Annotated in this window: 27 protein-coding genes; 14 read left to right on the top strand and 13 right to left on the bottom strand. The window is 60.6% G+C overall.

Features of this window, described 5'->3' with window-relative positions; all coding sequences use genetic code 11:
* The 7 genes from pheT to Q0072_RS00635 form a co-directional block, all read right to left on the bottom strand.
* Positions 1-1948 (bottom strand): phenylalanine--tRNA ligase subunit beta (gene pheT, locus Q0072_RS00665; RefSeq protein ID WP_298324269.1); only part of this gene is annotated, 1948 nt, incomplete at its 3' end.
* A complete protein-coding gene (locus tag Q0072_RS00660; protein ID WP_298324268.1) occupies positions 1923-2426 on the bottom strand; it encodes a hypothetical protein in 504 nt (167 codons plus the stop codon). The genes Q0072_RS00660 and pheT, both read right to left, overlap by 26 nt.
* 10 nt (positions 2427-2436) lie before the next feature.
* Positions 2437-3510, bottom strand: coding sequence for a phenylalanine--tRNA ligase subunit alpha (gene pheS / locus Q0072_RS00655; RefSeq protein WP_298324267.1), 1074 nt, complete (start codon positions 3508-3510; stop codon positions 2437-2439).
* 286 nt (positions 3511-3796) lie between these two features.
* Positions 3797-5878 carry a phosphocholine-specific phospholipase C gene (locus Q0072_RS00650; RefSeq protein WP_298324265.1) on the bottom strand — a complete coding sequence of 694 codons (2082 nt, stop codon included), beginning with the start codon at positions 5876-5878 and terminating at the stop codon, positions 3797-3799.
* A gap of 154 nt (positions 5879-6032) precedes the next feature.
* The gene (rplT, locus tag Q0072_RS00645) at positions 6033-6392 is read right to left on the bottom strand and encodes a 50S ribosomal protein L20 (RefSeq protein ID WP_013479284.1); all 360 of its coding nucleotides are present in this window, start codon (positions 6390-6392) and stop codon (positions 6033-6035) included.
* Positions 6393-6405: 13 nt separating this feature from the next.
* Positions 6406-6603, bottom strand: a complete 198-nt coding sequence (gene rpmI / locus Q0072_RS00640) for a 50S ribosomal protein L35 (RefSeq protein WP_013479283.1) — start codon at positions 6601-6603, stop codon at positions 6406-6408.
* Positions 6604-6735: 132 nt separating this feature from the next.
* Positions 6736-7356, bottom strand: a complete 621-nt coding sequence (locus tag Q0072_RS00635; RefSeq protein ID WP_298324262.1) for a glycoside hydrolase family 19 protein — start codon at positions 7354-7356, stop codon at positions 6736-6738.
* Positions 7357-7599: 243 nt separating this feature from the next.
* Here Q0072_RS00635 and Q0072_RS00630 point away from each other — a divergent pair, with 243 nt between their 5' ends.
* The 4 genes from Q0072_RS00630 to Q0072_RS00615 all read left to right on the top strand — a co-directional run bounded on the left by Q0072_RS00630 (position 7600) and on the right by Q0072_RS00615 (position 11723).
* On the top strand, positions 7600-8754 hold the full coding sequence (locus Q0072_RS00630) for a putative peptidoglycan glycosyltransferase FtsW (RefSeq protein WP_298324260.1): 1155 nt from the start codon (positions 7600-7602) through the stop codon (positions 8752-8754).
* A 124-nt stretch (positions 8755-8878) separates the two neighbouring features.
* The gene (gene murG, locus Q0072_RS00625) at positions 8879-10015 is read left to right on the top strand and encodes an undecaprenyldiphospho-muramoylpentapeptide beta-N-acetylglucosaminyltransferase (RefSeq protein WP_298324258.1); all 1137 of its coding nucleotides are present in this window, start codon (positions 8879-8881) and stop codon (positions 10013-10015) included.
* 60 nt (positions 10016-10075) lie between these two features.
* Positions 10076-11131, top strand: a complete 1056-nt coding sequence (locus tag Q0072_RS00620; RefSeq protein ID WP_298324256.1) for an AI-2E family transporter — start codon at positions 10076-10078, stop codon at positions 11129-11131.
* A gap of 76 nt (positions 11132-11207) precedes the next feature.
* Positions 11208-11723 (top strand): HNH endonuclease signature motif containing protein, encoded by a 516-nt coding sequence (locus Q0072_RS00615; protein WP_298324254.1) that lies wholly within the window; start codon positions 11208-11210, stop codon positions 11721-11723.
* 25 nt (positions 11724-11748) lie between these two features.
* Here Q0072_RS00615 and Q0072_RS00610 read toward each other — a convergent pair whose 3' ends face one another.
* Positions 11749-11988: a type II toxin-antitoxin system ParD family antitoxin gene (locus Q0072_RS00610; protein ID WP_298324252.1), complete on the bottom strand. Its 240-nt coding sequence runs from the start codon at positions 11986-11988 to the stop codon at positions 11749-11751.
* A 153-nt stretch (positions 11989-12141) separates the two neighbouring features.
* On the opposite strand from Q0072_RS00610, the gene murC reads away from it, so the two are divergent.
* From murC to Q0072_RS00585, 5 genes are all read left to right on the top strand, one after another.
* On the top strand, positions 12142-13569 hold the full coding sequence (gene murC, locus Q0072_RS00605) for a UDP-N-acetylmuramate--L-alanine ligase (RefSeq protein ID WP_298324250.1): 1428 nt from the start codon (positions 12142-12144) through the stop codon (positions 13567-13569).
* A gap of 6 nt (positions 13570-13575) precedes the next feature.
* Entirely contained in the window at positions 13576-14004 is a 429-nt protein-coding gene (locus Q0072_RS00600) for a DUF4375 domain-containing protein (protein ID WP_298324248.1), read from the top strand.
* 43 nt (positions 14005-14047) lie between these two features.
* A complete protein-coding gene (murB, locus tag Q0072_RS00595) occupies positions 14048-14938 on the top strand; it encodes a UDP-N-acetylmuramate dehydrogenase (protein WP_298324271.1) in 891 nt (296 codons plus the stop codon).
* 185 nt (positions 14939-15123) lie between these two features.
* Entirely contained in the window at positions 15124-15924 is an 801-nt protein-coding gene (gene folP, locus Q0072_RS00590; RefSeq protein WP_298324247.1) for a dihydropteroate synthase, read from the top strand.
* Between the two features lie 181 nt (positions 15925-16105).
* The gene (locus Q0072_RS00585; RefSeq protein ID WP_298324246.1) at positions 16106-16459 is read left to right on the top strand and encodes a hypothetical protein; all 354 of its coding nucleotides are present in this window, start codon (positions 16106-16108) and stop codon (positions 16457-16459) included.
* Here the strand turns inward: Q0072_RS00585 and Q0072_RS00580 are convergent, their stop codons facing one another.
* A complete protein-coding gene (locus Q0072_RS00580) occupies positions 16460-16822 on the bottom strand; it encodes a hypothetical protein (RefSeq protein ID WP_298324244.1) in 363 nt (120 codons plus the stop codon).
* Between the two features lie 2 nt (positions 16823-16824).
* A complete protein-coding gene (locus tag Q0072_RS00575) occupies positions 16825-17064 on the bottom strand; it encodes a DUF1653 domain-containing protein (protein ID WP_298324242.1) in 240 nt (79 codons plus the stop codon).
* 78 nt (positions 17065-17142) lie between these two features.
* On the opposite strand from Q0072_RS00575, the gene thiD reads away from it, so the two are divergent.
* Positions 17143-17922, top strand: coding sequence for a bifunctional hydroxymethylpyrimidine kinase/phosphomethylpyrimidine kinase (thiD, locus tag Q0072_RS00570; protein WP_298324240.1), 780 nt, complete (start codon positions 17143-17145; stop codon positions 17920-17922).
* A gap of 123 nt (positions 17923-18045) precedes the next feature.
* Here thiD and Q0072_RS00565 read toward each other — a convergent pair whose 3' ends face one another.
* Positions 18046-18465 (bottom strand): hypothetical protein, encoded by a 420-nt coding sequence (locus Q0072_RS00565; RefSeq protein WP_298324235.1) that lies wholly within the window; start codon positions 18463-18465, stop codon positions 18046-18048.
* A gap of 219 nt (positions 18466-18684) precedes the next feature.
* Between Q0072_RS00565 and Q0072_RS00560 the strand changes: the two genes are divergently transcribed.
* Complete coding sequence (locus Q0072_RS00560; RefSeq protein WP_298324232.1) at positions 18685-19887, top strand: phosphoserine transaminase; 1203 nt, start codon at positions 18685-18687, stop codon at positions 19885-19887.
* Between the two features lie 4 nt (positions 19888-19891).
* Here Q0072_RS00560 and Q0072_RS00555 read toward each other — a convergent pair whose 3' ends face one another.
* Complete coding sequence (locus Q0072_RS00555; protein WP_298324229.1) at positions 19892-20164, bottom strand: hypothetical protein; 273 nt, start codon at positions 20162-20164, stop codon at positions 19892-19894.
* Between the two features lie 229 nt (positions 20165-20393).
* Here Q0072_RS00555 and Q0072_RS00550 point away from each other — a divergent pair, with 229 nt between their 5' ends.
* The 3 genes from Q0072_RS00550 to Q0072_RS00540 all read left to right on the top strand — a co-directional run bounded on the left by Q0072_RS00550 (position 20394) and on the right by Q0072_RS00540 (position 23690).
* Positions 20394-21683 (top strand): adenylosuccinate synthase, encoded by a 1290-nt coding sequence (locus tag Q0072_RS00550; protein ID WP_298324226.1) that lies wholly within the window; start codon positions 20394-20396, stop codon positions 21681-21683.
* A 206-nt stretch (positions 21684-21889) separates the two neighbouring features.
* Positions 21890-22690, top strand: a complete 801-nt coding sequence (locus Q0072_RS00545) for a PleD family two-component system response regulator (RefSeq protein ID WP_298324221.1) — start codon at positions 21890-21892, stop codon at positions 22688-22690.
* A gap of 79 nt (positions 22691-22769) precedes the next feature.
* On the top strand, positions 22770-23690 hold the full coding sequence (locus Q0072_RS00540) for a retroviral-like aspartic protease family protein (RefSeq protein WP_298324218.1): 921 nt from the start codon (positions 22770-22772) through the stop codon (positions 23688-23690).
* A gap of 40 nt (positions 23691-23730) precedes the next feature.
* Here the strand turns inward: Q0072_RS00540 and Q0072_RS00535 are convergent.
* The coding region (locus Q0072_RS00535; RefSeq protein WP_298324270.1) for a sigma factor-like helix-turn-helix DNA-binding protein at positions 23731-23834 on the bottom strand (104 nt) is incomplete at its 5' end.

Raw genomic sequence — 23834 nt, 5'->3', positions numbered from 1 at the left:
TCGGCCCCAGTTGCAGGCGCGCCGAACGGCCCGGATGCCACCAGTCGCTGTTCGCCCCCTGTACCAGTTGCAGCGAGGTGACCGGCACATTGAGTTCTTCCAGCAGGGCCAGCAGGTCGGATTTCAGCGCAAACAGCGCGTCCTGACCGATGAAACCCCAATGACGCGCCTTGTCCGGGGCCTTCAGCGCGGCAATGACCGTCTTTTGATCATTGGGCTCAAGGCCGAAATAGACCGGCCCGATTTCAAACAGTTGCGCGCCGGGATAGCCCTTGGACGCATTGCGCCCGGCGGCTTCCAGCAGGTTCGGCAGGATGGAGGGGCGCATACAGTTCAGTTCCGAGGCAATCGGATTGGCCAGAACCAGCGCATCGCTACCGCCGCCGAACAGCTTCGCATAGCCCTGCGGCATGAAGGACCAGGTGACAGCCTCACTATAGCCAAAGGCCGCCAGCGCGCGGCGCGCCGTGCGGGCACGCGCCTGCGACGGCGTCAGGACGCCGCCGTTTTTGGGGGCCACGGCGGGCAGCGGCGTCGCAGGGATATGGTTGAAGCCATAGATGCGCGCCACCTCTTCGACCAGATCGGCCTTACCGTCCACGTCGCGGCGGAAGGACGGCACGCTGACGGTCCACGGCGTGGTTTTGGTGATGCCAAAACCGAGCGCGGTCAGGATGGTTTCGACCTGATCGGGCGGCACCTCAAGGCCGGTCAGTTGCGCCACATAGGCCGGGTCGAAAGACACGTCGGGCTTGCGCGCCGGGGCCTCGCCCGCCACCACGATATCAGACGGCTCCCCGCCGCACAGGTCGAGGATCAGTTGCGTGGCCAGTTCCAGACCGGGCACGACAAATTCCGGATCGACGCCGCGCGCAAAGCGGTACTGCGCATCGGAGGTGATGGTGGTGGTGCGGCCCGTCTGGGCGATGCGGATGGGGTCGAACCAGGCGGATTCAAGGAAGACATCGACCGTCTCAAAATCAACGCCGGTCGAGGCTCCGCCCATCACACCGCCCAGACCGATGACGCCCGAAGCGTCGCTGATCGTCGTCATGTCCGGTGTGACGGCGTAGGTCTTGCCGTCCAGCGCCACGAAGTCAGACGTGTCGGCGGGCAGCCCCGCTTCGATGACGCTGCCCGACAGCTTTTTCACATCATAGACGTGCAGCGGGCGGGCGCGGTCGAACGACAGGTAGTTGGTGATATCGACCAGCGCCGAGATGGGTTTCAGGCCGATCGAGGTCAGCTTGTCGGCAAGCCATTTGGGCGACGGGCCATTTTTGACGCCGCGGATGACGCGACCGGAAAACAGCGGGCAGGCGTCGCCATCGACCTTCACGGTAATGGGGCAGGGGAAGGCCCCCTTGACCGGGGTGATCGGCGTGTCTTTGAAGGTGCCAAGACCCGTGGCGGCGAGGTCGCGGGCAATGCCGTGCACGCCCAGCCAGTCGGGACGGTTGGGCGTCACCTCAAAGTCAATGACGGGCTCCAGCGCGAAGACGGCGCTGACCGGAGTGCCGACGGCAAGGTCGTCGCTGAGTTCCATAATGCCGTCAGACTCGCTGTCGAGTTCCAGTTCGGCGGCCGAACACATCATGCCGTTCGACACCACGCCGCGCACCGGCTTTTCGACCAGCGTCACGTCCAGACCCGGCACATAGGCGCCGATGGGGGCGTAGACCGTGGTCAGGCCCGCGCGGGCATTGGGCGCGCCACAGACGATTTCCTTGCGGCCATCGACTGTATCGACCTGAAGCACCTGCAGCTTGTCGGCATTGGGGTGGCGGGCGGCCTCTATGACCTTGGCCACGCTGAACGGTTTCAGCTTTGCCGACGGGTCGGTGACGTCTTCGACCTCAAGCCCCGCCGCGGTCATGGCGGCGGCAACGGCCTGAATGTCGGCGTCCGTGTCGAGGTGATCTTTAAGCCAAGAAAGAGAAAACTTCATTTTTTACCTCTATGGCGAATTGCCATATATTGGCTATCCAATTAAAAATTTTTGGAGATAGAACAATAAGAAAGCATACAGAAGCGAATGCAAAAAAAGACTTACCAATCAGAAAGCTTTTAGCTATTCTTTTGCCAAATCCCGTTGTTTTGATAAGATATGCATCTTCCATTCTTGCTTTATCATCTAAATATCCTATTCCAGAATCTTTCCCTTCAATATATTTCATTCTATTATAATAATAATGAGAAAATTTTCCCATTCTCGTTACATAGACTTCGAGAGATCTTGATATAGCAAACCCTGCGCATGATAGAATAAATTTTCCAATATCGCCAACTGCTGTTGTAAATATAACAGCGCATAATGCTGAGGAAAACGTAAGATAAACAGAAAAACTGTTATGTCTTGTTGTTTCAAGATGTCGAAAGGCGGCATGAAGCGCCGTGTATTCGTGCTGATCTCTTTCGTGCACCATTCTGCTTGCCTCAACTCAACCCGCTTGCCGGGTTCGGAGCGGCGAACCCGCTAAAGCCATAGTGGCTCAGCCAGCGCGTATCGGCGGCGAACATGTCGCGCAGGTCCGGCACGCCGTATTTGAGCATGGCCAGACGATCGACGCCCATGCCGAAGGCAAAGCCCTGATATTCGTCCGGATCGACGCCGCAGGCCTTCAGCACATTGGGGTGCACCATGCCGGAACCCAGAATTTCCATCCAGCGGTCGCCATCTCCGATGCGGATTTCCGCGCCGTTGCGCGAATAGCGCACGTCCATCTCCGCCGACGGTTCGGTGAAGGGGAAGTGGTGCGGGCGGAACTGCGTGATGACGGTGTCCGTCTCGAAAAAGCGCGATAGGAAGGTGTCGAACACCCATTTCAGGTGGCCCATATGCGCCGTCTTGTCGATGACGAGGCCTTCGATCTGATGGAACATCGGCGTGTGCGTCTGATCGGAGTCGCAGCGGAAGACGCGCCCCGGCACGATCAGGCGAAACGGCGGCTTACCCGCGATCATCGAACGGATCTGCACCGGCGAGGTATGGGTGCGCAGCAGCTTCCTCACCCCGTTTTCATCGGGGTTGAAAAAGAAAGTGTCGTGCATTTCGCGCGCCGGGTGCTTTTCCGGGAAGTTCAGCGCGGTGAAGTTATGGAAATCGTCTTCGATGTCCGGCCCTTCGGCGACCGCAAAGCCCATCTCGGCGAAAATCGCCACCATCTCGTCCATGACCTGCATGGTCGGGTGGACGCCGCCCCTGGCGCGGGGGGCAGCCGGCAGCGACAGGTCGATGCGCTCGGATTGCAGGCGGCGGCTGAGGTGCTCGGCCTCCAGCACGTCCTTGCGCGCATCAAGCGCTGCCTGAACCTGATCGCGCACGGCGTTGATGGCGGCGCCGGTGGCCTTGCGCTCTTCGGGGGGCAGGGCGCCCAGGGTTTTCAAAAGGCCGGAAATGCGCCCGGTCTTACCCAGCGCCGAGACGCGCACGGCGTCGAGCGCGGCGAGGTCTTGCGCGGTCAGGATTTCGGCTTCGATTTCAGCGGCCAGATCGGAATAGGTGCTCATGGTCTCACGGGGGAAAACGGATCGCCGTGTGTTTAGAGCCTCAGGCTGAAAAGGGGAAGCTACTTTTCGGAGAAACATGAGGCGTCAGTCTTTTCTCCTCCCTACGGCCTTGCCGTGGGGTATAGCGTAGCGAAAGTATATCTTTCGCAAGCGATGGGCAGCGAGCGAAGCGAAAAATGACGCAGCGGTATAACCATCCGTAAGATACCCCTCCGCCTCGTAAACTCGGCACCTCCCCATGATATGGGGAGGTGGAAGATCGCAAACCTTAATTCGTCGCCACCGCCTAGACCGTCAGCTTCGCCGCACCAAACGCCGCCGGGTCGGACAGGGACGGCTTGCCGTCTTCGACATGACCGGCGCAGCGGATCGTCACGCCGCCAAATTGCACGCTGATGTCGAACCAGCCATGCGCTTTGGCCGTGTCAATGCCGAAGGTGTGTGCGGCATTGATCGGGTCGCTGTGCAGATGCAGATCCTGTGCAGAACCGCCATAGGCATTGTCTGTGAGGCGGTAATCAAACGAGGCGCGTCCCGTCTCATCCAGACCGAAATAGGCTCCCTGTGGCTGCACCCCCAGACCAAAGCGCGCTGGCAGGTCGGCAAACGCACCGGTCAGGCGTTGGTGAAAGCCATTGGGACCGAGGATAAACAGGTCAAAGGACTGCCCGCTGGTTCCGGTAAGGGTGTACTCAGCTTTCCCTTCATTACCCTTGACGGTATAGCGATGGGGCACCGTCTCCGGTTTCAGGCGGTCATAGACGTGAAAAACCGTAGCCTTCGCGTCCGGATCGACGAAGAAGCGGACCTTAACCTGAGTGGCGCTGACTTCCACCCCTGTATCGAAGCGATAAGGCGTCGCGCGGCGGGGGCGCAGGCCCTGTTCCTGCACCGGGGCGGTGAGGGCATCGGGTGTTTTGGGCGTCGTCTTGCCACTTAAGCGTCGCGCCTGTTCGGCGCGGTCGGCGGTTTTTGGCAGATGGGCAAAGAAGGGCTGATCGTTCGGTGTCTTGAAATCAAAGCATGAGGTCAGGTCGCCACACACGGCGCGTCGCCACGGCGAAATATTGGGCTCCTGAACGCCAAAGCGCGCTTCCAGAAAGCGGATGACCGAGGTGTGATCGAACACCTCAGAGGCCACATAGCCGCCCTTCGACCACGGCGAAACGACGTACATCGGCACGCGCGGGCCCAGGCCATAGGGGCGGTTTTTCAGCGCGTCGTCGCCTTGGTGATATTCGCGTTCCGCCCCTTCGGCATAGCCCAGCGGCTGTCCGTTGGCGTCCAGCGACGGCGGGGCGGGCGGCGGCACGTGGTCGAAATAGCCGTCATTCTCATCGAAATTGATCAGCAGGACGGTCTTGGCCCACACCTCCGGATTGGCGGTCAGGGCGTCGAGCACCTTAGCCGTATAGTCGGCCCCCTGCGCCGGCGAAGAGGTCGAGGGGTGTTCGGAGCCTTCGGCCGTGCCAATGATCCACGACACTTGCGGCAGCTTGCCGGCCAGCACGTCTTCTTTCAGCTTATCGAGGTCGCGCGTGCGGATCGAACGCTCGGCAAGGTCCGCAAGCTTTCCGGAGGTGGCCTTATCCGCCGCGCGATAGGTTTTAAAGCCAACCAGCGGGTTGTCGGTGAAGTTGTCCTTCATGTTCTGATAGAGGCGCCAGTCGATGCCGGCCGCACTCAGACGCTCCGGATAGGTGGTCCAGTCATAGCCGCCGTGGCCCTTGGGATCGGCATGCAGTTCGTCGTAATCATTGACGATGACCGGGCCATTGGGGCCGATATTGGTGCCCGTCCAGTGGACCACGCGGTTAGGATTGGTGCCCGAATGCATGGCGCAGAAATAGGCGTCGCACAGGGTGAAGGCTTCGGCCAGAGCGTACTGAAACGGCAGGTCGGCGCGTTCGAAATGCGCCATCGCGTGGTTGTGCTTGGACTTTGGCCAGTGGCTCAGACGCCCTTCGTCCCAGGCGGCCTGCGCGTCGGTGAAGCTGTGCGGCGTGCCTTCGACGCGCATCAGGCGGAAATCTTTAGTGGTGTTGAGCGCAAACGGCGCAATCAGGCGGGTAGGGTCATCCTCACGCGGTTGGGCGAAGACGGTGCGGTCTTTGCGGGCCGCCGTCGCCGGGGCCGGGATGACGAAGCGGTCGCCAAAGCCCTGTACGCCGTTCATGGTGCCGAAATAGTGGTCGAAGCTGCGGTTTTCCTGCATCAGGATGACGATGTGTTCGACGTCTCTGATCGTGCCGGTGCGGGTGTGGGCGGGTATGTCCAGCGCGCGGGCAATGGCCGGGGGCAGGCCGCCCAGCGACGCAGCCAGAGCGCTGCTGAGGGTGGTGCGAAGAAAGGTGCGGCGGCTGGTCATGAGGCGGCTCCGAAGCGTGAGCCTACGCCATAACGCGCCCGGATGACAGTTTTGTTGTCATCCGCATCTGAGGCGTGGATGAGAAGAAAAACGAAAAACCCCGCGCCGTTGCCGATGCGGGGTTTTCGTGTGTTTGGGTATCTCTGTAAGGAGATTACGCCGCCAGAGCGGCGCGAACCTTCTCGGCCACGGCAGCGAAGGCCGGGGCGTCATTGGCAGCCAGAGCGGCCAGAGCCTTACGGTCCAGTTCGATCCCGGCCAGGTTCAGGCCATGGATGAACTGCGAGTAGGTGAAGCCTTCGACGCGGGCAGCCGCGTTGATGCGCTGGATCCACAGGGCGCGGAAGTTACGCTTGTTGACGCGACGGTCGCGGTAAGCGTATTGGCCGGCCTTATCGACAGCGGCCTTGGCGGTGCGGATGGTATTCTTGCGGCGGCCGTAGAAACCCTTGGCCTGCTTCAGAACTTTTTTGTGACGGGCGTGAGAAACAACGCCTCTTTTAACACGTGCCATGGTTCACGTCTCCTTAGGCGTAGGGCATGTAGGATTTGATCTTCGCGGTATCGGCGTCCGACATCACCTGCGTGCCGCGGTTCTGACGGATGTACTTGCCGTTGTGCGAGATCAGACGGTGGCGCTTGCCGGCGACGCCAGCCTTCACCTTGCCCGACGCAGTGAAGCGGAAACGCTTCTTGGCGCCCGATTTGGTCTTCAGTTTTGACATTTCATTTGCGGCGCGGGTAACGCCGTCCTCTTTATAGAGTTAGCACCCGCCAAGGCATGTCAGGGGCCCGGCAGGTCAGGAAGCGCGGCTCATTACAGGAAAAGACCGGACCACGCAAGCGGAGTCTTGAAATCAGACTGTATAGCTTAAAGCCATATAGAATTTGACGGCGTGGCCTGCCACCAGATCGGCGCTTTCCAGACCATTGATGATCTTTCGAGCATTTTTCCAGTCGGTGACATCGTCGTGGAAAAAGTCTTCCAGCTTCTTACCGGTAAACAGGCCCTCCGTCATGCCGGTGAACATGATTTTTAGCGCTACTTCCGTATTCAGTGCGCGGTTGGGATCGGTTGTCAGGTCTTCGCCAATGGCATTGCCGAGTTTCAGGTAATTGGCCTTATGCGTGATTTGCACAAGCCCACGCCCCAGCCACGACTTGCTTTCGGCATCTTTGCGCCAATAAGGTTTTTTTACCCACGGCAACTTCCCCGCTATAAAAGCCTTATCCAGAAGGGTGATGGCGGCCGCGTCGCTGGTGGCGCGCGTTTCGCGCACAGGTTGCATGGTGCGGGCGGTCTCATGGAAGGCGGTCGCCAGCATATAGGCCAGCCAGCGATCATCCAGATGAGAGGCTTCTGCTTCCCATTTGTCGAGAATGGCGGTGAGGCCAGCCACTTGCGAAGGTGTAATCTTTCCCCCAAGCACCTCAGTGCGGAGGGTGTCGAAGAAGTGTTTACGATTGATGCCGGCCATGAGCCCCCCTTTTGAGTTGCATGTGAATCGTCTTATGCTTGAACGAGGGTAGTTTGTACCGTTCGTCCGCAGAGAGAATAGTTTTTCAACCCAAAAGAACAATAACGACGTTCTTGTTCTGTGTGTTTTGGGGGAAGGCGTGACATTTTTAACCGCCTGTTAACTGCGTTTCCGGACTCTGCCCACTCAGAGGCATCGCAAGCGCGCGGGGCCTGTTTTTCCCTTGCAGAACCCTACCCACCCATGAACACCGGCTTCGCACATCCGTTCACGCGCACTGATCGCTCGCCGCTCGCCATGTGGTGGTGGACCGTGGATAAATTGACGCTCGGCTTTGTGCTGCTGCTGATTTTTGCCGGGCTGGTCTTCTCGTTTTCGTCGTCGCCGGTGGCCGCGCCCAAGGTCGGCATCGCCAACGAGTTTTATTTCACCCAGCGCCACGTGCTCTTTGCCTTCGCCTCGGTGGGGCTGATGCTCGGCATTTCGATGTTTTCCCTGAAAGGCGTGAAGCGCGCCAGCGTCGCCATCTATGGCGGGGCCATCTTCGTCATGGCCATGCTGCCGCTGATCGGGCATACCTCCAAGGGCGGCCGGCGCTGGCTCGACCTGGGTTTCTTCAGCCTTCAGCCGTCGGAGTTTCTGAAACCCGCCCTGATCGTACTGGTGTCGTGGATGTTTGCCGAAGGGCAGAAGGGCAAGGGCGTCCCCGGCGTCACCATCGCCTTTTGCCTCTATGCTGTGTGTATCGCTCTGCTGCTGATCCAGCCCGATGTGGGGCAGTCTATCCTGATCACCGTCGCCTTTGGGGCCTGCTTCTATATTTCCGGTGTGCCGATGCGCTGGATTGTCGGTTTGTCGGCGGCGGGGGTGACCGGCTTTGCCAGCCTCTACTTCATCCTGCCGCACTTCCGCGACCGCATTAAAGACTTTATCGACCCGGACGGCGACCGTTTTCAGGTCGAGCGCGCCGCGGCGGCCATCGCCAACGGCGGCCTGACCGGTACGGGCGTCGGCGAAGGCACCATGAAACGCCTGATCCCCGACATGCACACCGACTTTATCTATTCGGTGGCGGCCGAAGAATATGGCCTGTGGATGTCGCTGCTGCTGATCGCCATCTTCGCTTTTGTGGTGTTGCGTGGCCTGTGGAAGGCCATGGCCATGCCCGACGCCTTTCGTCAGATTGCCACATCGGGCCTGTATATCCTGCTGGGGATGCAGGTGCTGATCAATATCAGCGTCAACTTGCAGGTCATTCCGCCCAAGGGCATGACCCTGCCGTTCATCTCTTATGGCGGGTCGTCGCTTATGGCGATGGGGCTGACCATGGGGCTGATTCTGGCCCTGACGCGCAAGCGCCCGGCAGAAGTTGAACCGGACGATCATACGCAGTGGTGAATCCACTCACGAAACCGTTTGCCGCTGGTGCGGCTGCACGGTTTCGTGGCAATCAGTATTGGCAAATCCGGCTCGGGACGGCCCGTCGCCGGATTTGACATTTTTAGTTGATTTGGAGCCTGCCTTGGCCGCGAAGAAAAAGCAAAAACCCCTCTCCGAAACGCCGCTGGCCGTGGTGGCTGCCGGGGGGACGGGCGGGCATATGTTCCCGGCTGAGGCGCTGGCGCGTGAATTGATCGCGCGCGGCTGGCAGGTGGTGCTGGCCTCCGATGCGCGCGGCGCGGCCTATGCCGAGAAATTCCCGGCCATTGAGCGTCTGTCGCTGGAGGCCGCGACCTTTAAGCGCGGTGATGTGATTGGCATGGCGAAGGCGGCGCTGAAAATCTTTACCGGCACGCAGCAGGCGCGCAAGGCGTTCAAGCGCCTCAAGCCCTGGGCGGTGATCGGCTTTGGCGGCTACCCTTCCTATCCAGCCCTGATGGCGGCTCTGTCGCGCAAGGATGTGACGCTTCTGCACGAACAGAATTCGGTGCTGGGGCGTTCCAACCGTCAACTGTGTGCCAAGGTCGATGCGGTGGCCTGCGCCTTTCCGGTGCTGAAAATGGCCCCGGCTGTGCTGGAAGGGCAGGTTCAGGTGGTCGGCAATCCGGTGCGTCCGGACATCCGCGCCCTTTATGAGCAGCCCTATCCGCCCATCGACAAGGAGATCCGCCTGCTGATCACCGGCGGGTCGCAGGGGGCGAAGATTTTGTCGGAGACGGTGCCGCAGGCGCTGGCGCTTTTGCCGGTGTCGCTGCGCATCCATCTGCGCGTCGAACAGCAGACCCGCGCCGAGCAGATCGACTTTGCGCGTAAAACCTATGCCGAGGCCGAGATCGAGGCCGAGGTCGCGCCCTTCTTCGACAATATGGCTGAGCGGCTGGGCCGCGCCCATATCGTTATTGGTCGTTCCGGCGCTTCGACCTGCTGCGAACTGGCTGTGGCGGGCAAGCCGTCCCTCCTGATCCCGCTGAAAATCGCCGCCGACGATCACCAGACGCATAACGCCGCCGTGCTGAAAGAGGCCGGCGCCGCCATAGTGCTGCGTGAAGAGGATGTAACGGTCGAAAGCCTGAGCGAAGCCATCCGCGCCCTGATCGAAGAAGGGGCAGAGGGGCTTGAAACACGCGCCGCTGCTGCCAAATCGGTGGCGCGCCCCGACGCGGCCCAGCTTCTGGCCGATCTGGTTGAGCGCACGGTGAAGCGCAAGAGAGCCGAATAATTGTTTCCTTATCCGCATGATCGCTAGATCGGGATGATTTTTAGAGTGACGGGGCTTCCCATGTTTTTTGCGCGTAACCGGCTCGATGCGGGCTTTGTCCAGAAGACGCTGTTCTTGCTGATGGTGGTGGGTTTAAGCCTTCTGGCGTTCAAGCTGATCGGCATCTGGCTTCTGGTCTTTGGGGCGGTGGTGGTGGCGACCGTGCTGCGCGCCACGGCGGAGCCGCTGGTCAAGTATCTGAAGCTCAAGGATAACTGGGCGGTGTTGCTGGCGCTTGTGTTCCTTGTGTCGTTTCTGTCGGCCTCCGGCTGGCTGTTCGGCAGCGAGATTGTGCGGCAAACCAATAACCTGTCGCGCGAACTGCCCGAAGCCTGGGCACAGCTTCAGGAACGCCTGCGCGCCTCAGAGGCCGGGGCTACGGTGCTGGATCAGATCAATAATCTCGGTCAGCAGGCGTCGGGTGTGCTGTCTCTGGTGCCCAAGATCGCCGGGGAAATCGCCTCTTCGATTGCCAATCTGGTGGTGGTGGTGGTTGCGGGCATCTTCATGGCCATGCACCCGCGCAGCTATCGCGACGGGGTGGTGCGCCTGTTCCCCAAATCGCAGAAGGACCGTGTGCGCGACGGCCTGAACCTCAGCGGCAAGGCGCTGCGTCTGTGGCTTTTGGGGCAGTTGTTTTCGATGGTGCTGGTGGGGTCGCTGACGGCCATCGGGCTCAGCATTGCGGGGGTGCCCTCGGCGGGGGCGTTGGGTTTGATGTCCGGTCTGGCGCAGTTTGTGCCGATCGTCGGGCCGGTGGTCTCAGCGGGGCCTGGGCTGCTGCTAGCGGCGTCAGAAAATATGACGACCTTTGTGGCGGCGCTGGTCATCTATGTTGGGGTGTCGCAGCTTGAGTCGAACATCATCACGCCTATGGTGCAAAAGCACGTCGCGGCCGTGCCGACCGTCATTACGCTATTTGCCGTGTTGGGCTTTGGCTCGCTGCTGGGCCCGTTAGGGGTGCTGTTTGCCACGCCTTTGACGGTGGTGGCGCACACGCTGGTGATGAAGTTCTATGTCGGCGAGGTGCTGGGCGATCACGGCGCCGAGGCCGAGGTGTCGGGGGAGGATGCCTAGATTTTAAATCAGGTAAACTCAGTGTGAATCGTGTTAGGAGATAATGACGTAGTTATCGTCATGTTCGGGTTGCTTTATGTTGGGTTCTTACGAAGAAAACAGACCTGCAATCCCCGCGGAAATCCGGCGGCGTGTATTTGTCGAGGCTGGCCACAGATGTGCCATTCCCACTTGTCGTCACATTGAAGTGGACATTCACCACATTATTCCTTGGCAAAAGTGCAAAGCACATGAGTATGAAAATCTCATTGCTCTTTGCCCAAATTGTCATAGACGTGCCGATAGCGGTGTAATTGATCGAAAATCGCTAAAGTTATACAAGTTTAATTTGCAATTTGTGCATGATAAATATTCTCAAATCGAAATGGATTTGCTTTTTGAGCTTTATAATGCCGCTTCCGATCAATGTCAGCCATGGCTCCCATACATGGCGATATTCTTTAAACGTATAATTGAATCAGGATTTGTAGCAATTGCTCGTAGTCTGGACAATGAAGTGCACGTATCTGGTATAAGAAGTGATCCCATATACATAGTTATAACGGAAAAAGGTCGAAATTTTATAAAGGAAATCGGAACGAAAGAAATGTAAAATAATGAACCTACTTTCAATTGGTTCATTTGGATTTTTTGATTTCCGCTTCCGCCCAGATGTCTTCCACGCGGTCTTCGACAAAGCCGCTCGCTTCGGCCTTATCGAGCATGTCGCGCAGGCGGTCTTCGGCGGCCTGTTTTTCCTCATCGCGGCGCACCAGATCGCGGAAATATTCGCTGACATTGTTATAGTCGCCCTGTTCGACGCGGCGCTGAACGGTTTGCGCCATGCGATCGGTCATGGAGATGGAAAACTTGGCCATGGGATGCTCCTGTGTTTCACCCAAAGTAGCATCAAATCCGATTTATTCCCATCTGATCCGATGGCGTAGCGCTCAAAAAATCCTCCGTGACACCTTTGTCGCTGTGTTCTAAAGCAGAACACCTTTCATTTTGCCCCGCGAGTCCACGCCTCCATGATTGCACCTGCCAAGCTCCGTCCCACGCCCTTCGACCTCGGTCCCGTGCACTTTGTCGGCATCGGCGGCATCGGCATGAGCGGCATCGCCGAAATCATGATCAAGATCGGCTATAAGGTGCAGGGGTCGGACGCCAAGGCCTCGGCCAATACCGAGCGTCTGCAAAAGCTGGGGGCCAAAATCTTTATCGGCCACGAAGCCGCGCATGTCAGCGACGACGTGTCGGCGCTGGTCTATTCGACCGCGGTTAAACACGACAATCCCGAAATGGTCGCGGCGCGGTCCCGTCGCATCCCGCTGGTGCGGCGCGCTGAGATGCTGGCGGAGCTGATGCGCCTGCAATTTTCCATCGCGGTCGGCGGCACGCACGGCAAGACGACGACGACCTCGATGGTGGCGGCGCTGCTCGACGCCGGCGGGCTGGACCCCACCGTGGTCAATGGAGGAATCATCAACGCCTATGGCACCAATGCCAAGGTCGGCGACGGCGACTGGATCGTGGTTGAAGCCGATGAGTCCGACGGCTCCTTCCTGCGCCTGAAATCGACTCTGGCCATCGTCACCAATATCGACGCCGAACACCTCGACCACTGGGGTGATTTCGAAGCCGTGAAGAAGGGCTTTGTCGATTTCGTCGAAAACATCCCCTTCTATGGCTTTGCCGCCGTCTGCGTCGATCACCCGGAAGTGCTGGCGCTCACGGCCAAGGTCGAAAACCGCCGCCTGATCCCCTATGGCGTCTCGCCGCAGGCCGAGGTGCGTTGCACCAATATCGACTTCGGCCCGGAAGGCGCGACCTTTGATGTGGTCTTCTCCCCTGTGGGCGTGGAACCCTTCACCTGGGCCGGTCTGAAACTGCCCATGACCGGCAACCACAATGTGTCCAACGCCACCGCCGCCATCGCCATCGCCCGCGAACTGGGCGTCTGCGAGGCCGATGTGCGCAAGGGGCTGGGGGCATTCGGTGGCGTCAAGCGCCGCTTCACCACCACGGGCGTCGTCAACGGCGTTCGCATCATCGACGATTATGGCCACCACCCGGTCGAAATCGCCGCCGTGCTCAAGGCCGCGCGTCAGGTGACGCAGGGCAAGGTCATAGCCGTGGTTCAGCCGCACCGCTATACCCGGCTGCGCGACCTGATGACCGAGTTTTCGACCTGCTTCCACGACGCCGATAAGGTGATCGTCGCCGACGTCTATTCAGCGGGCGAACAGCCGATCGAGGGCGTCAGCAAAGATGCGCTGGTCGAAGCCCTGCACCGCCACGGTCACCGCAACGCTGTTGGCCTCGACGGCCCGGCGGCGCTGGCGGGCCTTGTGGCCGCTGAGGCGAAGGCCGGGGATCTGGTCGTCTGTCTGGGGGCGGGCGACATCACGCAATGGGCCTACGCACTTCCGGCGCAGTTGGAAGGGCTGACGGGGTAAAGACGCATGACGGGATATTGGAGACTTATAGAACCTTACTGGGAAAAGGTAAGCATTTACGACGGCTATGATGTTTTCCGGAAGGCTTTCGATACTCTTCCTGAAAGCTCGCAGCATTTATTCGCCGCACATTGGGCTCAAAGTGAAATATGTAACGGTGGGTTTGATCAGTTTTTCGGCAATTCCACCGGGGTATTGGCATTAGAAGCGATTGAGGGCTTCGAAGCTTTAGGGATGCCAAAAATCGCAGCCTTGCTGAATCATTCGGTTGATATGCTCGGTGAAACCTACCCTCATGATCGGGAAGAGCGTCTGGAGAGACTTGAGTCGTTGAGCGAAGGTTTTGAAGATGGGGTGTTTTTCGATCTCATAGATACGGAAGCGGGTGGATTTAAAATTGCTGCCGACCTCTACGCAAGTAAAGTCCTCAAGTAACAACAATCTATTGGAAAGCCCTAACTTGACGTTTTCTTCCACTATCTGTACCGACACTCTCCCCGCCGTGCGCGGCAAGATCGTAAAGCAGGCCGAACTGGCCCCGTTTACGTGGTTCCGCGTTGGCGGTCCGGCGGATGTGCTGTTCCTGCCCGAAGATGAGGCCGATCTGGCCACCTTCCTTAAAGGGATCGACCCCGCCGTGCCGGTGACGCCGATCGGGGTGGGCTCGAACCTGCTGGTGCGCGATGGCGGGCTGGAAGGCGTCGTCGTGCGTCTGGGGCGTAACTTCGCGCAGGTCGAAGCGCGCGCCAATAACGAAATCTATGCCGGGGCCGCGGCGCTCGATGCGCAGGTGGCGAAGGTCGCGGCGCAAAACGGCATTGCCGGGCTGGAGTTTTACCGCGGCGTGCCCGGCACCATTGGCGGGGCCATCGTCATGAACGCGGGCTGCTATGGTGCGGAAACCAAGGACGTGCTGGTCGAAGCCTATGCGCTCAACCGCGCCGGTGAGCGTGTGACCCTCAGCCTGGCCGAGATGGGATATGCCTATCGCCACTCAGACCCGCAGGACCTGATCTATGTCGGCGCGCTCTATCGCGGCACGGCGGATACGGTCGAGGCGGTGACGGAGCGCATGGACGCCATCACCGCACGCCGCGAAACCACCCAGCCGATCCGCGAAAAGACCGGCGGTTCGACCTTCAAAAATCCGGAAGGCCATTCGGCGTGGAAGCTGGTCGATGAGGCGGGCTGGCGCGGTAAGCGCTTTGGCGGGGCCAAGTTCTCGGAGCTGCATGCCAACTTCATGATCAATGCCGATAATGCCACAGCCGCCGATCTCGAAGGGCTGGGCGACACGGTGCGCGCCGAAGTCAAGCAGAAGTTCGGCATCGACCTGCACTGGGAAATCAAGCGTATCGGGCGCCGTTAATATCTCCTCCCTGTCGCGCAGCGATGGGGAGGGGGACCATCAAGCGTAGCGCAGATGGTGGAGGGGGATAGCGCCCAAATTCAGATCATGCTGATACATTTGGTGTCATACCCCTCCGTCATTTTTCGCATCAGCTCAAAATGCCACCTCCCCATCGCTGCGCGACAGGGAGAAGGGAGGCCCAAATGACCGATCTTCCTCTCATCATGGGCGTTATCAATGCCACGCCGGACTCGTTTTCCGACGGCGGGGCCTATGATCCGGTGGCGCAGGGCCTGCATCTGATCGCCGAAGGCGCCGATGTGCTCGATATCGGTGGCGAATCCACCCGTCCCGGCGCGGAGCCCGTATCGGCTGCCGAAGAGATCGCCCGCGTCGTGCCGGTCATTGAGGGCTTACGCGCCCAATGGTCCGGTCCGCTCAGCATCGACACGCTGAAACCCGACGTAGCGCGCGCGGCCTTTGCCGCCGGGGCGACGATATGGAACGACGTGACGGCGCTCAGCCACAGCCCCGACAGCCTGACGACTGCCGCCGAACTGCAAGGGCAGGTCATCCTGATGCACATGCAGGGTGAGCCGCGCACCATGCAGACCGCACCGCACTATGACGATGTGGTGGCGGAGGTTGAAACCTACCTGCTGGGCCGGGCCGAGGCCGCCATTCAGGCGGGCGTGGCGCGTGAACACATCTGGCTTGATCCCGGTATCGGCTTCGGCAAGACGCTGGACCACAATCTGAGCCTGATCCGCGCCACGCCGCGTCTGGCTTCGCATGGCTTTCCGTTGCTGATGGCCGCATCGCGCAAGCGCTTTATCGCGGCGCTCGAAGAACGCGAAGGCGTGCCCCCGTCGAATGCCACGCAGCGTATCGGCGGCACCCTGGCCATCCATCTTTATGCGGCGCAAAACGGCGCGCGCATGGTACGCGTGCACGACGTGGCCGAGATGCGTCAGGCCTTGCGTCTGTGGGCCGCGCTCGCCTGACACGCGAAGTCCGGTTACGCCTGCAACGGTCCTATGTCTTTGAAATGTAACACTCAGCCCTTTTCGTGCAAAAAAGGCGACCAAAGCGGCGTGAAACGGCTTTACAGCCCCGCCGGGTCCGGTGTTAACCTTTCAGCGTGCGCTGCGGGATAGGTGCGCGCAGGGGAAAATCGGTAGAATTATGATGAAGCGGGTCCTGACGAAGAAGCCTCAGTTCAGCAAGACCGTATTGCCGGATCGGCAAAAGCGTAATCTGAAGTTCAGTCACGCGCCGCAGGAGGTCGAGGTCGGCGTCGATGCGGGGCCGCAGATCCTCAGCGGTCCGGTTGAGATGGAGGTGCCCACCTATGAGTGGGTGACCGCCGAAGAACCCACGCCGCCGGCCGTGATTGCGCAGCAAAGCCGCAATCTGTTCCAATGGATCGTCGCTATTGTTCTGCCGGTGGCCGCGCTTGGTGTCATCGCCCTGTCCGTGGTGGCTCTGGCGCAGGCCGGTGGCTATGACGCGGACTTTATTGCTTCACGACTGAAGTAATCAGTTGATCTGCGCGTAAATATCGAAGGCGGCGCTGAAGTCCGGGTTGCGGATCACCGTGCCGCAGGTCAGCGCATAATCGCCGGGATCCAGCATCAGATAGGCTTCGGGCACCAGAGGCAGGAAAAAGTCTTCGCCCTGACGCGTCCCCACCAGTGACAGCACCAGCCCTTCCTTACGATTGGCGCGGATAACGCGTCCGCCGATCAACTCAAAGCTCAGCAGTTCGTCATTGGTGCCGATCTGATTGAGACGCACGACCAGCATCTTGCCCAGCAGAACGCGCACCATCGGATCCGAGGCCTCGGCAAAGGCTTCAGGGACCAGTTCGTTCCAGCGGGAGTCGTCGGTGTTTTCGTTCATGGTCACAGCTTACGAAATCGCGGCACGATCTCACCGTCACTATCGACCGATTCGCTGAACATGGCCAAAGGCCGCACCCACAGGCGTGCCGGATCGGCCTGAGTGACGGGGGCATAGAGCACCAGCACCTCTTCGGTTTCGGAGTGGGTGACGCAGCCGTACACCACGTAATCCTTGCCTTTGTAGTGGCGGTACAGGCCGGTGGCGAGGGCGCTGGGGTAGTCGGCGATCGGGCGGGTCATGTCAGATCCTTGCGTTGCGTGCTTTCCTTAGCCGGGCGCGCAGATTAAGGAAAGGGTATCCATCTCACGGAGGTCTCCATGCGTCGCGTACTGATCATTGCCGGTTCGGACCCGTCGGGCGGGGCGGGGATTCAGGCCGATCTGAAGACCGTCACCTGCCTGGGTGGCTATGCCATGACGGCGATCACCGCCCTGACCGTGCAGAACACCCTGGGCGTCAGCGACGTCATGCCGGTGCCCAAAGCGCTGATCACGGCGCAGGCCGAAGCCTGCCTGAGCGATATCGGGGCCGATGCGGTGAAGACGGGGATGCTGGGGACGACGTCGGTGGTCGAAACCGTCGCCGCCCTGCTCGATAAGGCGGGGGTGTTTGCGGTGGTCGATCCGGTAATGGTGGCCAAGGGCGGGCATCCGCTGTTGCCCAATGAGGCGATTGACGCCATCCGTAAGCTACTCATTCCGCGGGCGGGGCTGCTCACCCCCAATGCGCCGGAGGCGGCGGTTCTGACCGGCATTGAGGTGGTGGACGAAGCCTCTCAGCAACGCGCCGGTGAGGCGCTGCTGAACATGGGGGCAAAGGCCGTGCTGATGAAGGGCGGCCACATTGATGGCCCCGAAGTGGTCGATTGGCTACTGTGGGAAGAGGATGCGCGGCGCTATGTCTCCGAACGCATCGAGACGCGGCATACGCACGGTACGGGCTGCACCCTGGCCAGCGCCTGCGCGGTGCTGGCGGGGCCGGATCGCTCTCTGGGCGACAGCGTTGAACTGGCGCGCGACTATGTGATGGGGGCGATTATCACTGCGCCGAATCTGGGCGGCGGGCATGGGCCGCTCAGGCACAACTGGGTGCTGTGAGCGGGTCAGATGCGCCCCCTTAGGGTATGGGGGGACAGAAGGGGACGCATCCCGTTGGGGGCAGTGTTCCCGGCTGCCCCCCGACCTTCAGGCAGAGCGGTTTAAACGCTCCGCCCGAAGTTTTTAGCGACGCCAGGCGGTGTCGCGGTCGTTACGCTCCCAGTGGAGCTTTTGTTCAAAGCGGTCCAGACGGTAGCTGAGATTGGCCATTTCCTGACGGTCGATGCCGCGGCCCGAACGCTCATACTGATAGGACAGGCGCTCGATACCGTTCAGTTCGCTGCTGAGGCGGCCGAATTCGCTGCGCGTCAGGCGGCCCGAACGGCGGCCCATGTCGAGGCGGTCTTCGAGGCGGTCAATACGCGCATCGACACGGTTGTCGCGGTAGTCGCGGATATCTTCGCGGCGGTCATAACGGTCATATCGGTCAGAGCGGTCGTAACGGTCATAACGGTCGTATTGGCCGGCGGCGAAGGCGGGGGTGATGGCGGTCAGGCCGACAATGGCAACGGCGGCGGCGGCGATGGTCTTGAGCTTGGTCATCTGGCTTTCTCCTTTGGTCTTCAGGTCTTTGGGGTCAGGTGTGACGCTGTGGATCAGCGTTGAGACCTTTATAAAAGCCGCCACTCGAACCGAACCTGAACGGTGCGGTTCATTTTCGGTTCAGGGTTTGCGCCGTCGATTTCCGCTTGCACTTGGGCGGATTTGGCCGCAAAAGCCGCCTGTTTGCGTATATCGCCCGGCGCGCCGCCGGGAGAGACGATGACCGAAAATGAAGGCCTGACCATGAGCGCCAAACCTGCCACCATCCCTGAACGTCCGTGGTTTTCGTCGGGCCCGACAGCCAAACGTCCCGGCTGGACGCCCGAAGCCCTGTCGGGTGCGCCGGTGGGCCGTTCCAACCGCTCAAAGGTGACGGTGGGCCGTATTCGTCAGGCGCTCGACATGACGCGCGAGATTCTGCGCCTCCCCGCCGACTATCAGGTGTTCATGGTGCCGGGCTCCGATACCGGGGCGTTCGAAGCCGCCATGTGGAATCTGCTGGGGGCGCGTAAGGTACAGCTTATGGCCTTTGAAAACTTCGGTCAGTTGTGGGCCGATGACGCCACCAAGCACCTCAGGCTCGATGCCGAAGTGCTGTCGGCCCCCTATGGTGAGCTGCCGGACCTGACGCAGATCGACCCGCAGGCCGATCTGGTCTTTCCGTGGAACGGCACGACCTCCGGCGTGCGGGTGCCCAACAGCGACTTCCTCAACGGCCATGCGGCCCCCGACAGCGGTCTGGTGCTCTGTGACGCCACCTCGGCGGCCTTCTGCATGGACCTGCCGTGGGACAAGCTGGACGTGGCCACCTTCTCCTTCCAGAAGGCGCTGGGCGGTGAAGCCGGGATCGGCGTGCTGATCCTGTCGCCCAAGGCGGTCGAACGCCTCAACACGTTCGATGCGGGCCGCCCCATCCCCAAGGTGCTGCGCCTGAAAAAAGGCAATGCGGCGGACGCGGCCATCCTAGGCGGCGACGCCATCAACACCTTCTCGTTTTTGGTCATCGAAGACTATTTGGATGCTCTGCGCTGGGCGCAGCGCGAAGGCGGGCTCGACGGCCTGATCCAGCGTTGCGACGAAGCGGCCGGCGCCCTGTTTGACTGGGTTGAAAAGACGCCGTGGATCGACTTCGTGGCGGTGGACAAGGCGACGCGCTCGACCACCTCGGTTTGCCTCAAATTCGTCGATCCGGCCATTCAGGCGCTGCCTGCCGAGGCGCAGGCCAAGCTGGCGGCGCGCGTCGGCAGCCTGCTGGAGCTGGAAGGCGTGGCGTTTGACATCACCGGCTACCGCGCGGCCCCTCCGGGTTTGCGCGTCTGGTGCGGCTGCACGGTCGAGGCCGAGGATGTCGAGGCTCTGCTGCCGTGGCTGGAATGGGCCTATGCGGCCGCCGTGGCCGAACTGGGGCTGGTCGCCGCATAAACGCTCAGGCTTCGGGCTTGCCGCTCTTGTCCGCCTTCGGACCAAGATCGGTTACTGCCGTCCCGAAGACCAGCAGCATCATGCCGTAGATGATGTTGCTCGTATCCCCTGAAAACGCTTTGAGCGACAGACAGATACCGCCCAGCACCATGCCGGTCCGCAACACCCACAAGCCCTGCTTGCGGCGCGCCTGCGTGCGCTCGGTCGCGCCCCAGATCATCCCCCCTAAGCCCACCAGCACAAATAGTCCGGCCAATATCGTCAAAAATGCCCACATGTCAGCACCCTCCTTGTGTCAAGGAAGCTTGACACAGGGCGACGATTTGGTCAAGCGACCTTGACATATGGCGTCGCGGCGGCGGGGAGTCGGGAATAACCTGCGTTCGCCTCATTTTACGGGTTACCAAGCCCGGTGTTTAAGTTTATAGGCTGCAACCGCCTGAATTTTGAATGTAACGCACCCGGACGATATCCTCTCCGGCGGCGTTTTGCTGCGGAGTAAGAACTTGGCCAATGTGACCGTTGTGGGCGCCCAGTGGGGCGACGAAGGCAAGGGCAAGCTGGTGGACTGGCTGTCCAATCGCGCCGATGTGGTGGTGCGCTTTCAGGGCGGTCACAATGCCGGTCACACCCTGGTGGTCGATGGCAAGGTCTATAAGCTGTCCCTGCTGCCTTCGGGCGTCGTGCAGGGCAAGCTGTCGGTCATCGGTAACGGTGTGGTCGTCGATCCGTGGGCGCTGTTCGATGAAATCGGCCGCGTCGAGGCGCAAGGCTTGAGCATCACGCCCGACCTGCTGGTGCTGGCCGACAATGCCTGCCTGATCCTGCCGATTCACCGCGAACTGGATACGGCGCGCGAAGCCGCCGCGGGCGCGGGCAAGATCGGTACGACGGGTCGCGGCATCGGTCCGGCCTATGAGGACAAGGTGGGGCGTCGCGCCATCCGCGTCGCCGATCTGGAAGATTTTGACGGTCTCGATGCCAAGATCGAGCGCCTGTTGACCCACCACAATGCCCTGCGCAAGGGGCTAGGGCTGGCCGAGGTCGATACGGGTGCTTTGATCGCCGAGCTGAAGGCCATTGCGCCGCGCCTGCTGGCCTTCGCCAAGCCCGTCTGGTACGTGCTGGACAAGGCGAAGTCGGAAGGCAAGCGCATCCTGTTTGAAGGGGCCCAGGGCGCGCTGCTCGACATCGACCACGGCACCTATCCGTTCGTCACCTCGTCCAACACGGTCGCCGGTCAGGCCGCTGCCGGTTCGGGCATGGGGCCGCGCAGCGTCGGTTATGTGCTGGGTATCCTCAAGGCCTATACGACCCGCGTCGGGTCGGGCCCGTTCCCGACCGAGCTGTTCGATGACATTGGTGAGCGTATCTCGCGCGTTGGCCATGAGTTCGGCACCGTCACGGGCCGCGCGCGTCGCTGCGGCTGGCTGGATGCGGTTCTGGCGCGTCAGTCCATTGCCATCAACGGTATCGACGGTGTGGCTCTGACCAAGCTCGACGTGCTGGATGGGATTGAGACGCTGAAAATCTGCGTCGGCTACAAGGTCGGCGATAAGGTTCTGGACTACCTGCCGGCAGGCTTCAAGGCGCAGGCCGGTATCGAGCCGGTCTATGAAGAACTGGAAGGCTGGTCGGAATCGACTCAGGGCGCGCGTTCGTGGAAGGACCTGCCCGGCAACGCGGTGAAGTATGTCCGCCGCATTGAAGAACTGATCGGCGCACCGGTGGCCTTGCTTTCGACCAGCCCAGAGCGAGAGGACACCATTCTCATGCGTGATCCGTTTGCGGACTGACGGTCGAGTGGTGGCCTCCGGAAATTAAAAAAGCGCGAGAGGACACCATTCTCATGCGTGATCCGTTTGCGGACTGAGGGTTGAGTGCGTGCGGTCCGTTGCACGAGAAAACCCAAGGTTCTGACGGCAATCATTTTTTGCACTGCCGTAAATCCGGTATTTACTCCTCTACCTTAAAGTGTCGTCCAAACACCAAGAGGCAAGGCGTGTACGGTCAAAATCCAGCCACGGCACAAAAGCTCAGAGCGACGCTCAAACTGGTTCTGCTGGTTGAGGCGAATCCCAACTATGCCCGGATGCTCTCGGACATGCTGCGCATGCTGGGAGCCGAGCAGATCAGCCACTATCGCGATCACGAAGAGGCGCTCGATAAGGCCCCCGGTCTTCTCTACACGCTGATCGTCTGTTCGCATCAGGCACCCGAATGCGATGCGCTCGCCTTTACCAAAGGCCTGCGCCGCTCCAACACCTCGTGCCGCAAATCGCCGATCATCACCATCGCGCCTGAAATCACCATGAGCCTGCTCAACGACATCCGCGATTCGGGTGCCGATGAGTTCATGCGCAAGCCCTTTACCTGGGGCGACCTGCAAAAGCGCGTGGAACACGTGGCGCTCAAGGCGCGTCCGTGGATCGAGGCTGTGGGCTATGTCGGTCCGGACCGTCGTCGTTTTAACTCCGGTGACTATAACGGCCCGCGCAAACGCGCCGCCGACAACAAAGATCAGAAGACCGCCCAGATCGAACAGGCTGTGCGCATCCTCAAGGCGGCCTTTGAGCAATATAATAGCGACCCGCTTCAGGCGCGCCGTGCCATGTATGCACAGCTTGAGGTGCTGGTCCCGGCGTGCAAGACGATCGCCAGCCAGAGCTTCCACAACGATGTGCGCACCATCCTGACCCAACTGCGCGAAGAATGGCCGGACCTGAAACAGATTCGCCCCGCCATCCTCAGTCTGGCGGCCTTTATGAAGATCGAAGACCGTCACCCGTCGAACGCGGCCTGATTGATCCGGCCCGCTTGATCCTGATTGCTTTTGCGCATGGCATGGCCTAGCTTCCCTTCAACAATAGAGGGGGAAGACCATGATTACACGTCGCCATCTTTGCGCGGGCTCAGCGGCGGCGGGTCTGGGACTTTGGGCCGGCAGCGCCGCCGCGCAGGCGAAGATCATCCGCGTACCGCTCACCCTGTCGTCCTCCAAAAAGCCGATTGTCGAGGTGGCACTGAACGGTAAGGGGCCCTATCGTTTCATTCTCGATACCGGGGCCAGCCACACCGTCATCCGCGCCAGTCTGGCCTCGGAGCTGGGGCTGGCCGTCGCCGGGCAGGGGCGCAACCGCAGTCTCAAGGGCACCGAATATACGACGCGCTACATAGTCTCAGACGTCACCGTCGGCGGGCATCTGGGGTTGCACGACTGGGAAGTGTTTGCCTCGAAGGGCTTTGAAGCCGCTGAATATGATGGGCTTTTGTCGGCGGACCTGCTGACGCGCCTGCCTTGCCAGCTGGATCAGACGGGGGGCGAGATTCGCTACTATCTGGGGGGTGACATGCCGCTGGACGGCTTTGCCCCGCTCGACAGCTATTACAAGCGCGATATCACCGGTGGTGCGGACAAGGTGCATATTCGTCTGCGCTTTGCTGGGCATGAGCTGGATTGCCTGCTGGATACCGGGGCCAGCCGTCCGCTGTATATCCGCGGCGATTTTGTGCGCAAACACGGCTTATGGGATAAGTATCCGCTGCTGAACGAAAGCGCCCTGACCGGGGTCAATGGCCAGCAGGTCAAGGTGCGCCACGTCGAGGTCAGGGATTTGCAGATCGGCGGCATAGCCGTGCCGCGCCTGCTCGTCGCGCTGGGGGACCCGCATGACCGCGCGGCTTTCGGAGAAGAGGGCGACCGTGCTAAGGGCATTGTCGGCGCGCCCTTCCTGAGCGGTTTCGTGCTGGCCTTTACGGCGCAACGCAGCCTTCAGGTGCGCCGCGTGTCTGCCAGACGATAAGGCCTTCACTGCCGCTTGAGCTGCGAAGGCCCGTCTTGGCTTAACCCTCAGCCGAGGCCATCATCGCCTTTTGCAGCTTTTCAAAGGCGCGGACTTCGATCTGACGCACGCGCTCACGCGACACGCCAAAGCGGTCGGCCAGGT

Origin of the sequence: Asticcacaulis sp., assembly GCF_027484505.1 — a bacterium.
In the GTDB taxonomy this organism is placed as follows: domain Bacteria; phylum Pseudomonadota; class Alphaproteobacteria; order Caulobacterales; family Caulobacteraceae; genus Asticcacaulis.
The sequence above is the reverse complement of the archived record's forward strand: the minus strand, read 5'-3'. Positions and strand labels throughout refer to the sequence as shown.

What these genes read in the sequence shown, in the direction of transcription:
- rpmI (WP_013479283.1), bottom strand. Translation starts at nt 6,603, where the DNA reads ATGTCAAAACTGAAGACCAAATCGGGCGCCAAGAAGCGTTTCCGCTTC.
- rplT (WP_013479284.1), bottom strand. Translation starts at nt 6,392, where the DNA reads ATGGCACGTGTTAAAAGAGGCGTTGTTTCTCACGCCCGTCACAAAAAA.
- Q0072_RS00600 (WP_298324248.1), top strand. Translation starts at nt 13,576, where the DNA reads ATGACGGGATATTGGAGACTTATAGAACCTTACTGGGAAAAGGTAAGC.
- folP (WP_298324247.1), top strand. Translation starts at nt 15,124, where the DNA reads ATGACCGATCTTCCTCTCATCATGGGCGTTATCAATGCCACGCCGGAC.
- Q0072_RS00555 (WP_298324229.1), bottom strand. Translation starts at nt 20,164, where the DNA reads ATGTGGGCATTTTTGACGATATTGGCCGGACTATTTGTGCTGGTGGGC.
- Q0072_RS00565 (WP_298324235.1), bottom strand. Translation starts at nt 18,465, where the DNA reads ATGACCAAGCTCAAGACCATCGCCGCCGCCGCCGTTGCCATTGTCGGC.
- Q0072_RS00585 (WP_298324246.1), top strand. Translation starts at nt 16,106, where the DNA reads ATGATGAAGCGGGTCCTGACGAAGAAGCCTCAGTTCAGCAAGACCGTA.
- Q0072_RS00650 (WP_298324265.1), bottom strand. Translation starts at nt 5,878, where the DNA reads ATGACCAGCCGCCGCACCTTTCTTCGCACCACCCTCAGCAGCGCTCTG.
- Q0072_RS00610 (WP_298324252.1), bottom strand. Translation starts at nt 11,988, where the DNA reads ATGGCCAAGTTTTCCATCTCCATGACCGATCGCATGGCGCAAACCGTT.
- Q0072_RS00635 (WP_298324262.1), bottom strand. Translation starts at nt 7,356, where the DNA reads ATGGCCGGCATCAATCGTAAACACTTCTTCGACACCCTCCGCACTGAG.
- murC (WP_298324250.1), top strand. Translation starts at nt 12,142, where the DNA reads ATGATTGCACCTGCCAAGCTCCGTCCCACGCCCTTCGACCTCGGTCCC.
- Q0072_RS00575 (WP_298324242.1), bottom strand. Translation starts at nt 17,064, where the DNA reads ATGACCCGCCCGATCGCCGACTACCCCAGCGCCCTCGCCACCGGCCTG.
- Q0072_RS00580 (WP_298324244.1), bottom strand. Translation starts at nt 16,822, where the DNA reads ATGAACGAAAACACCGACGACTCCCGCTGGAACGAACTGGTCCCTGAA.
- Q0072_RS00620 (WP_298324256.1), top strand. Translation starts at nt 10,076, where the DNA reads ATGTTTTTTGCGCGTAACCGGCTCGATGCGGGCTTTGTCCAGAAGACG.
- Q0072_RS00630 (WP_298324260.1), top strand. Translation starts at nt 7,600, where the DNA reads ATGAACACCGGCTTCGCACATCCGTTCACGCGCACTGATCGCTCGCCG.
- Q0072_RS00560 (WP_298324232.1), top strand. Translation starts at nt 18,685, where the DNA reads ATGACCGAAAATGAAGGCCTGACCATGAGCGCCAAACCTGCCACCATC.
- Q0072_RS00660 (WP_298324268.1), bottom strand. Translation starts at nt 2,426, where the DNA reads ATGGTGCACGAAAGAGATCAGCACGAATACACGGCGCTTCATGCCGCC.
- Q0072_RS00540 (WP_298324218.1), top strand. Translation starts at nt 22,770, where the DNA reads ATGATTACACGTCGCCATCTTTGCGCGGGCTCAGCGGCGGCGGGTCTG.
- pheS (WP_298324267.1), bottom strand. Translation starts at nt 3,510, where the DNA reads ATGAGCACCTATTCCGATCTGGCCGCTGAAATCGAAGCCGAAATCCTG.
- thiD (WP_298324240.1), top strand. Translation starts at nt 17,143, where the DNA reads ATGCGTCGCGTACTGATCATTGCCGGTTCGGACCCGTCGGGCGGGGCG.
- Q0072_RS00615 (WP_298324254.1), top strand. Translation starts at nt 11,208, where the DNA reads ATGTTGGGTTCTTACGAAGAAAACAGACCTGCAATCCCCGCGGAAATC.